This window comes from Dietzia cercidiphylli (assembly GCF_014145145.1).
In the GTDB taxonomy this organism is placed as follows: Bacteria; Actinomycetota; Actinomycetes; order Mycobacteriales; family Mycobacteriaceae; genus Dietzia; species Dietzia natronolimnaea.
The window spans coordinates 1-9,334 of sequence record NZ_JAALEA010000012.1 but is presented as its reverse complement, the minus strand read 5'-3'; the positions used below and the strand labels follow the sequence as shown (position 1 = coordinate 9,334).

The following is a 9,334-nucleotide window of genomic DNA, read 5'->3' as shown; positions in this document are numbered from 1 at the left end:
TCGTCGTCGTGGGGGCGGGGCAGACCCGCGCCGACGGTGACCCCCGACGACCCCGCCGCCGCGGGGCCTCCCGGTGCCCCTTCCGCGACGGTGGCGCCGTCGCCCCTGTGGAGCGGTTGGGGACAAGGTGTGGGGTGGTTGGGGACGACCTGTGGGGCGCCGGACGGGGTCTCCGGCGCCGTCTCGCGCGTGGCAGGGTGGCGGTCGGGGAGCGTTGCGCCGGCATTCGGGTCGACCGTTCCAACGGTGGGTGGCAAGTGTCCACAAGGCGGGATCGCGACCTGGGAATACCACCGTTGTAAGACCAAAATGTTGTGGTCGATTGACTCGTCGGACACTAGGGGTAGTGTCTAGAGTGTTGCGGCCCCCGAGGAATACCACTTGTGGCATTCGGGCTGTGAACCCTGACAGACACCGCGGTTATCCACAGGCCGGGCGGAAGCGCCGGAACCGATGACCGTCCGAGAAGATCCCCTCCGCGCCTCCCCGGCGCCCGTGCCGAAAGAGGTCCACGACTGATGGTCACCGTCTACACCAAGCCCGCCTGCGTCCAGTGCAACGCCACCTACAAGGCGCTCGACAAGCAGGGCGTCGAGTACCGGGTGGTCGACATCTCCGTCGACGACGACGCGCGTGAGTACGTGATGGCCCTCGGATACCTCCAGGCTCCCGTCGTGGTGTCCGGTTCCGACCACTGGTCCGGTTTCCGGCCGGACCGGATCAAGGCCCTCGTCACCGTCGCGGCCTGACCCCGGGGCGGACCCGGGACACATGTGATCCGAAGGGGGCAGTCATGGCGGCTCCGCTGCCGGCCACCGAGCCGGTGAGGATCGTCTACTTCTCCAACGTCTCCGAGAACACCAAGCGGTTCGTCGACCGTCTGGGGCTCCCGGCGCTGCGCATACCCACGCGGAGGACCGACGCGGTGCCGATCGTGTCGGACCCGTATGTTCTGATCGTCCCGACGTACGGGGGGTGCCTCGAGGTCACGGGCAGGACCGGGGCGTCGGTCCCACGACAGGTGGTCGCGTTCCTGAACAACGCGCACAACAGAAGCCTCTGCCGGGGCGTGATCGCCGCCGGCAACACCAACTTCGGTTCGGACTATGCGGCCTCCGGCGACGTGATCGCCCGGAAGCTCGAGGTCCCGTACCTCTACCGGTTCGAACTGATGGGCACACACGAGGACGTCATCCGCGTCCGCGAGGGATTGGAAGAGTTTTGGCAGCACCGACCGTGACCCCCGAAGGCACCATCGCCGGCGAGGCGGGCGAGGGGCAGCGCCTGGATTACCACGCGCTCAACGCCATGCTCAACCTCTACGACGCGGACGGCAGGATCCAGTTCGACAAGGACCGTGAGGCCGCGCGGGAGTACTTCCTCCAGCACGTCAACCAGAACACGGTCTTCTTCCACAACCTGGACGAGAAGCTGGACTACCTGGTCGACAAGAACTACTACGAGCGGGAGGTGCTCGACCGGTACACGCGTAACTACGTGCGCGAGCTGTTCGACCACGCCTACGCCAAGAAGTTCCGCTTCCCCACGTTCCTCGGCGCGTTCAAGTACTACACCTCGTACACGCTCAAGACCTTCGACGGGAAGCGCTACCTCGAGCGCTACGAGGATCGCGTCTGCATGGTCGCCCTCACGCTCGCGGACGGCGACGAGGACCTCGCCCGCCGCCTGGTCGACGAGATCATCGACGGTCGCTTCCAGCCGGCCACCCCCACGTTCCTGAACTCGGGCAAGAAGCAGCGCGGCGAGCCCGTCTCCTGCTTCCTGCTGCGTATCGAGGACAACATGGAGTCCATCGGCCGCAACATCAACTCCGCGTTGCAGCTGTCCAAGCGCGGTGGCGGGGTGGCACTGCTGCTGTCGAACCTCCGCGAGCACGGCGCCCCGATCAAGCACATCGAGAACCAGTCCTCCGGCGTCATCCCCGTGATGAAGCTGCTGGAGGACTCCTTCTCCTACGCCAACCAGCTCGGTGCCCGCCAGGGTGCCGGAGCGGTGTACCTGCACGCGCACCACCCGGACATCTTCAAGTTCCTCGACACCAAGCGGGAGAACGCGGACGAGAAGATCCGCATCAAGACCCTGTCGCTGGGCGTGGTGATCCCGGACATCACGTTCGAACTGGCCAAGCGCAACGACGACATGTACCTGTTCTCTCCGTACGACGTCGAGCGGATCTACGGCAAGCCTTTCGCGGACGTCGACATCACGGAGCACTACACCGAGATGGTCGAGGACAGCCGGATCAAGAAGACCAAGATCAACGCGCGGCACTTCTTCCAGACCCTCGCCGAGCTGCAGTTCGAGTCCGGCTACCCGTACATCATGTACGAGGACACGGTGAACCGGGCCAACCCGATCGCCGGCAAGATCACGCACTCGAACCTGTGCTCGGAGATCCTCCAGGTCTCCACGCCGTCGACGTACAACGAGGACCTCACCTACTCGCACGTGGGCAAGGACATCTCCTGCAACCTCGGCTCCCTCAACATCGCCAAGGCCATGGACTCGCCGGACTTCGGCCGGACCATCGAGACGGCGATCCGGGGCCTGACCGCGGTGTCCGACCAGACCCACATCGACTCGGTCCCGTCGATCGAGCGGGGCAACGCCGAGTCCCACGCGATCGGCCTGGGACAGATGAACCTCCACGGCTACCTCGCCCGCGAGCGGATCCACTACGGGTCCTCCGAGGGCGTGGACTTCACGAACATCTACTTCTACACGGTGCTCTACCACGCGGTCCGGTCGTCGAACCTCCTCGCGCGGGAGCGGGGGACGTGGTTCGCCGGGTTCCCGGAGTCCACGTACGCGTCCGGCGAGTTCTTCGACAAGTACACGGACCGGGCGTGGGAGCCGGCCACCGAGCGGGTGCGCCAGCTGTTCACCGAGGCGGGCGTCGCGGTGCCCACCCAGGACGACTGGCGCGCACTCAAGGCCGAGGTGCAGCAGTACGGCATCTACAACCAGAACCTGCAGGCCGTGCCGCCCACCGGGTCGATCAGCTACATCAACAACTCGACCTCGTCGATCCACCCTGTCGCGTCCCGGATCGAAATCCGCAAGGAGGGCAAGATCGGTCGCGTCTACTACCCGGCGCCCTACCTGACCAACGACAACCTGGACTACTACCAGGACGCGTACGAGATCGGGTACGAGAAGATCATCGACACGTACGCGGCGGCCACCCAGCACGTGGACCAGGGCCTCTCGCTGACCCTGTTCTTCAAGGACACGGCCAGCACCCGCGACGTGAACCGCGCCCAGATCTACGCGTGGCGCAAGGGGATCAAGACCCTGTACTACATCCGCGTGCGCCAGCTCGCGCTCGAGGGCACCGAGGTCGAGGGCTGCGTCTCGTGCATGCTCTGACCCCCGGGCCTCAGGCCTGCGCCCCGAACCGCCCCCGCCATCACGAGGAGATCCGATGACCGCCGAGCTGCACGCTCCGGGATCCCACAGCCCCGCCGCCGGGGTCGCCCCCCGGCTCGTCGACCGGGTGTCGGCGATCAACTGGAACCGCGTCACGGACGAGGTCGACGATCAGGTCTGGGGTCGGCTCACCAGTAACTTCTGGTTGCCTGAGAAGGTCCCGGTGTCCAACGACATCCCGTCGTGGCAGACCCTGACGGACTCGGAGCAACAGCTCACCACCCGGGTCTTCACCGGCCTGACGCTGCTGGACACCCTCCAGGGGACGGTCGGCGCGGTGAGCATGATCCCCGACGCGTCGACCCCCCACGAGGAGGCGGTGCTCACCAACATCGCGTTCATGGAGTCGGTCCACGCCAAGAGCTACTCCACCATCTTCTCGACGCTCTGCTCCACTCCGCAGGTCGACGACGCCTTCCGCTGGGCGGAGGAGAACACCTTCCTGCAGCGCAAGGCGCACATCATCCTCGGGTACTACTCCGGGGAGGATCCCCTCAAGCGCAAGATCGCCTCGACCCTCCTCGAGTCGTTCCTCTTCTACTCGGGCTTCTACCTGCCCATGCGCTGGTCCTCGCGGGCCAAGCTCACCAACACGGCGGACATCATCCGGCTCATCATCCGGGACGAGGCCGTGCACGGCTACTACATCGGATACAAGTACCAGCGTGCCCTCGAGCAGATCGGGCAGGCCGAGCGCGACGAGTTGAAGGATTACACCTTCGAGTTGCTCTTCGAGTTGTACGACAACGAGGCGGACTACACCGAGGACCTCTACGACACGGTGGGGTGGACCGAGGATGTCAAGAAGTTCCTGCGCTACAACGCCAACAAGGCGCTGATGAACCTCGGATACGAGGGGATGTTCCCCAAGGACGAGACCAACGTCGACCCCGCGATCCTCTCGGCGCTCAGCCCGAACGCCGACGAGAACCACGACTTCTTCTCGGGTTCCGGCAGCTCCTACGTCATGGGCAAGGCCGTCGCCACGGAGGACGAGGACTGGGACTTCTGACCCGACCGTCGTCACCACCTCACCCCGGCACCCGATCAGGTGCCGGGGTGAGGTCGTCCGGCAGGTGCGCCGGGTCGTCCTGTCGGCTCGGCCGGCTCCCCGGCTACCCGTCCGGGGCGATCCCGTTGATGGAACTCCGGATGTCGTCGAGGACCGCGCGCGCGGCCACCGGGCCGGATCCCTCCCACACGGCCCGGTCCACGACGAACATGCGGCGGGCGCCCACCGCGTCGAGGTCCGTCCACCGCTCGGTGGCGAAGGCCTCCCGCGCGGACTGCTCCGAACCGTCACCGCCGCCCACCACGGCGAAGATCACGTCACCGTCGAGTTCATCGCCCACGGGAGGAGACTCTGGGGCGGGTTCGATCCGCTGGCCGTCCCGCGTGCGCTGCGCCGGGGGTCGGCCGGCACCGACCGCCTCGAGCATGAGGCTCCCGAGTGTGTCCGGCCGCTGGACCGCGACGCCGTCGGCGTCGGAGACGGAGACGAGCGAGACCCAGGTGTCGCTCGGGGTGGTGGCGTCGGCGGTGAACCGGGCCCGGTCGATCACGTCCAGCAGGAGATCCCCGCCGGCACGCGGTCGCCCGTAGGCGTCGGCGATCGCCTCGGTGCTCTCGGTCCAGTTCAGAGCCCGCGCGTCGTACACGACCGTCGGGGCGACCTCCGCCAACGCCCGCACCACGGACGGGTCGGGATCGGGTGAGTCCGCCAACACGATGAGGTCGGGGTCGAGTTCACGGGCCGCGGCCGCGGCCTCCTCCGCGCCCGAGTCGCCGGTGATCGCGAGGTCGGGCAGTCCCACGAGGGGCGTGGGGAGGTAGACGTCGGCGTCGCGGGGCAGACCGGAGGTCCCGACGACGAGGTCCTGCAGCCCCAGGCCGCACGCGACGTCCACGGCCCCGGCCCCGAGCGCCAGGATCCGTTCCGGCGACCGGGGGACCTCGACCGTCGCGTCGGCCGGGTCCACGGACTCGACCCGCCTGACGCCGTTGCCGGCGAACTCGGCCGGCGCCGGTACGGGCGAACACGACTCCTCCGGTTCGGCGGAGCGCTGGAGCTCCTCGCCGGCCATCCGTGAGGGGGTCGTGGTGACGGGGTGCTCGACCATGTCGACGGGGGACGGCCCGCACCCGGCGAGCACGAGGCCGACGACGAGCGGGCCCACGACGCCCACCGTGACCCGTACGGGGGTGGAAGGATACCCCCGTCCGCGAGGGCGGTGACGGCTCGGCGCGAGATCGGTCATGGGGGAGAGCCTAGGAGATGGGTCGCGGGCGCAGTCGAAGTGGAGGTCGAGGCGGGTCCGAGCGTCATCTCGGGCGTGTCGTGGCGGGGCCGGATTCCCGCAGCTGACCCGCCCCGGCGAGTTCGGCGGGGTGAGTGGTGGACGCTCTCAGCGGAGGGTTAGGATTGCCCTCACGCACTATTCCTTTGCGTTCGACGTGGGGTCGGTGGTTCGACCCGCGGCGTCGGGTGAGGCGTTCAGGAGGACCCTTATGACCGCAGTGGCCCCCAAGCCGGTCGACGATCTCGACCATCCGCCGGGCGTACCCACGGGCACCGCCCGGCCGGGTTCGTTCGTGTGGAAGATGATGACGACGACCGATCACAAGCTGCTCGGCCTGATGTACATCGTCACCTGTTTCGTCTTCTTCTTCATCGGCGGGCTCATGGCCCTGCTCATCCGGGCGGAGCTCTTCGTCCCGGGCATGCAGTTCCTGTCCAACGAGCAGTTCAACCAGCTGTTCACGATGCACGGCACGGTCATGCTGCTGCTGTACGGAACGCCGATCGTGATCGGCTTCGCGAACTACATCATGCCGCTGCAGATCGGTGCCCCCGACGTCGCCTTCCCGCGGTTGAACGCCCTGGGCTACTGGCTGTTCACGGCGGGCGGCATCATCATGCTGTCCGGCTTCATCACCCCCGGTGGTGCAGCGGCGTTCGGCTGGACGATGTACATGCCGTTGGCCGACAAGATCCACTCGCCGGCCGTCGGCGCGGACCTGTGGATCCTCGGCGTCGGCATCGGCGGTATCGGTTCCATTCTCGGCGCCGTCAACTTCGTCACCACGATCATCTGCCTGCGCGCGCCGGGCATGACCATGTTCCGGATGCCGATCTTCACGTGGAACATCCTGGTGGCCTCGGTCCTGATCCTGCTGATCTTCCCGCTGCTCACCGCCGCGGCCCTCGGCGTCTTCTACGACCGTCAGTTCGGTGGCCGCATCTACGACCCGGGCAACGGTGGCGCCATCCTGTGGCAGCACCTGTTCTGGTTCTTCGGTCACCCCGAGGTGTACGTCCTCGCGCTGCCGTTCTTCGGCATCGTCTCCGAGGTGTTCCCGGTCTTCTCGCGCAAGCCCCTCTTCGGGTACGCCGGTCTGGTCTTCGCGACCCTCGCGATCGCCGCGCTGTCCATGGCGGTCTGGGCGCACCACATGTTCGTCACGGGCGCCGTGCTCCTGCCGTTCTTCTCCTTCATGACGTTCCTCATCGCCGTTCCCACGGGTGTGAAGTTCTTCAACTGGATCGGCACCATGTGGCGCGGGAAGATGACGTTCGAGACGCCGATGATCTTCGCGCTCGGCTTCATCGTGACCTTCCTCTTCGGTGGTCTGACGGGCGTCATGATGGCTGCGGCGCCGATCGACTTCCACATCTCGGACACGTACTTCATCGTCGCCCACTTCCACTACACGCTGTTCGGCACGATCGTGTTCGCCACGTTCGCCGGCGTGTACTTCTGGTTCCCCAAGATGACGGGCCGGATGCTCGACGAGAGGTTGGGCAAGTGGCACTTCTGGCTGATGTTCATCGGCTTCCACACCACGTTCCTCGTGCAGCACTGGCTGGGCAACCAGGGAATGGCCCGTCGCTACGCTGACTACCTGGCGACGGACAACTTCACGGTGCTCAACCAGATCTCCACCATCGGCTCGTTCATCCTCGGGATCGCGATGCTGCCGTTCATCTGGAACGTCATCAAGAGCTGGCGCTACGGTGAGATCGTCACGGTCGACGACCCGTGGGGTGCGGGCAACTCGCTCGAGTGGGCCACTTCGTGCCCGCCGCCGCGTCACAACTTCGTGACCCTGCCCCGGATCCGCTCCGAGCGGCCGGCGTTCGAACTGCACTACCCGCACATGAGCGAGCGCATGCGTGCGGAGGCCCACGTCGGGGGCCGGGCCGCGGCCCAGGACCCGGCTGCGGTCAAGGACGTGGCCGAGCGCGGCTCGTCACCGCAGAGAGGCTGACCCACCCGCCCGTACTCACCCACGGGCGTCGGTCCCCGCTGAACCCCGTCGGTAGGCTCGTCCTCCGGCGGGGTTCGGCGCGTGTCAGCCCTTCCTGCCCATCACCCCCAGTCACCAGCACGAACACTCGTCAGGAGCACACGTGAGCACCCCCGGCACCCCGGCACTACTCACCGTCACCGGACCCGACCGGCCAGGTGTGACAGCGAGGATCATGGCGGTCCTCGCCTCCCACCACGCCGACCTGGTGGACGTCGAGCAGGTCGTGGTCAACGGCCACCTCTCCCTGGGGCTCATGGTCCGGGTGGAAGCCGACGCGGACGTCGTGGCCGTGGTCCGCGAGCTCACCGACCAGGTCCACGATCTGGGGATGCAGCTGGAGGTCCAGTTCGACGACATCGCGCCCGCGACCCCGCCGTCCACCCACGCGGTGGTGATCCTCGGCAGTCCGGTCACCGCGTCGGCGTTCTCCGCGGTGGCGGGTTCGCTCGCGTCGATCGGTGCGAACATCGACACCATCCGGGGGATCGCCGACTACCCGGTGACAGGTCTGGAGCTGCACGTCTCGACCGCCGGTCGTGACGCCGCCGACGACGCCAGGTTGCGCGAGGCGATGGCGCCCCTGTCGGACGCGCACGGCGTCGACATCTCGGTGGACGGCGCCGGGCTGGGCCGCCGGTCCAAGCGTCTGGTGGTGTTCGACGTGGACTCCACCCTGGTCCAGGGTGAGGTCATCGAGATGCTCGCCGCCCACGCGGGCAGGGAGGCCGAGGTCCGCGCGGTGACCGAGCGCGCGATGCGGGGGGAGCTGGACTTCGCCCAGTCCCTCCACGAGCGCGTGGCGACCCTGGCCGGACTGCCGGCCACCGTCCTCGACGAGGTCGCGGCCAGCATCGTTCTGACCCCGGGTGCGCGGACGACGATCCGCACGCTCAAGCGTCTCGGCATCCGCTGCGGAGTGGTGTCGGGCGGGTTCATCCAGGTGATCGCCGGCCTCGCCGAGGAGCTGGGTCTCGACTTCGCGCGGGCCAACACGCTCGAGATCGAGGACGGCGTGCTCACCGGCCGCGTCATCGGCGAGGTGGTGGACCGTGAGGCCAAAGCCGACTACCTGCGCGAGTTCGCCGAGGAGCTCGGCATCTCGTTGAGCCAGACCGTCGCGGTGGGTGACGGGGCGAACGACATCGACATGCTCACCGCTGCGGGGCTGGGGATCGCGTTCTGCGCCAAGCCCGCCCTCCGCGAGGTGGCCGACGCGTCGCTGTCCAAGCCGTTCCTCGACACCGTCCTGTTCGTCCTCGGCATCACGCGCGACGAGATCGAGGCGGCCGACACCGCCGCCGGCACCTACCGCCGCGTCCCGCTCGTGTGACCGAGGGACCACAGGTCGAGGGGCCGCGTCCCGAGGAGCCACCGACCGACGCACCACCGGCGGGAGATCCTGCGACCGGTGCCGCGCTCGACTGGTGCCACGCCCGACTCCGCGCCGGGTCGGCCGGGACCGAGGACCCGGATGACCGCGGCACCGTCCGCTCCATGCCGATCGTGCTGCACCTGCCCAAGGCGGACCTCCCCGGACGGACCCCGCTGCTCGAGGCCGTCGCGGGCGCCGTCG

7 protein-coding genes and 1 pseudogene are annotated in these 9,334 nt (G+C 67.7%); 7 read left to right on the top strand and 1 reads right to left on the bottom strand.

What is annotated here, in order from left to right:
- Positions 1-518 precede the first annotated feature (518 nt).
- The 4 genes from nrdH to nrdF all read left to right on the top strand — a co-directional run bounded on the left by nrdH (position 519) and on the right by nrdF (position 4,462).
- Positions 519-749: a glutaredoxin-like protein NrdH gene (gene nrdH / locus G6028_RS00630; RefSeq protein WP_277817551.1), complete on the top strand. Its 231-nt coding sequence runs from the start codon at positions 519-521 to the stop codon at positions 747-749.
- A gap of 44 nt (positions 750-793) precedes the next feature.
- Positions 794-1,240, top strand: coding sequence for a class Ib ribonucleoside-diphosphate reductase assembly flavoprotein NrdI (gene nrdI / locus G6028_RS00625; protein WP_182657691.1), 447 nt, complete (start codon positions 794-796; stop codon positions 1,238-1,240).
- 68 nt (positions 1,241-1,308) lie between these two features.
- Positions 1,309-3,390, top strand: coding sequence for a class 1b ribonucleoside-diphosphate reductase subunit alpha (gene nrdE / locus G6028_RS00620; protein ID WP_241730439.1), 2,082 nt, complete (start codon positions 1,309-1,311; stop codon positions 3,388-3,390).
- Between the two features lie 55 nt (positions 3,391-3,445).
- Positions 3,446-4,462 carry a class 1b ribonucleoside-diphosphate reductase subunit beta gene (nrdF, locus tag G6028_RS00615; protein ID WP_182609498.1) on the top strand — a complete coding sequence of 339 codons (1,017 nt, stop codon included), beginning with the start codon at positions 3,446-3,448 and terminating at the stop codon, positions 4,460-4,462.
- Between the two features lie 103 nt (positions 4,463-4,565).
- On the opposite strand, the gene G6028_RS00610 is transcribed toward nrdF, so the two are convergent.
- Positions 4,566-5,627 carry a TroA family protein gene (locus G6028_RS00610; RefSeq protein WP_338404113.1) on the bottom strand — a complete coding sequence of 354 codons (1,062 nt, stop codon included), beginning with the start codon at positions 5,625-5,627 and terminating at the stop codon, positions 4,566-4,568.
- A gap of 331 nt (positions 5,628-5,958) precedes the next feature.
- On the opposite strand from G6028_RS00610, the gene ctaD reads away from it, so the two are divergent.
- From ctaD to G6028_RS17995, 3 genes and pseudogenes are all read left to right on the top strand, one after another.
- A complete protein-coding gene (gene ctaD, locus G6028_RS00605; RefSeq protein WP_107748506.1) occupies positions 5,959-7,719 on the top strand; it encodes an aa3-type cytochrome oxidase subunit I in 1,761 nt (586 codons plus the stop codon).
- Between the two features lie 142 nt (positions 7,720-7,861).
- The gene (serB, locus tag G6028_RS00600; protein ID WP_182657689.1) at positions 7,862-9,091 is read left to right on the top strand and encodes a phosphoserine phosphatase SerB; all 1,230 of its coding nucleotides are present in this window, start codon (positions 7,862-7,864) and stop codon (positions 9,089-9,091) included.
- Positions 9,088-9,334, top strand: a pseudogene (locus G6028_RS17995) (peptidyl-tRNA hydrolase); the annotation flags it as partial. The gene serB and the pseudogene G6028_RS17995, both read left to right, overlap by 4 nt.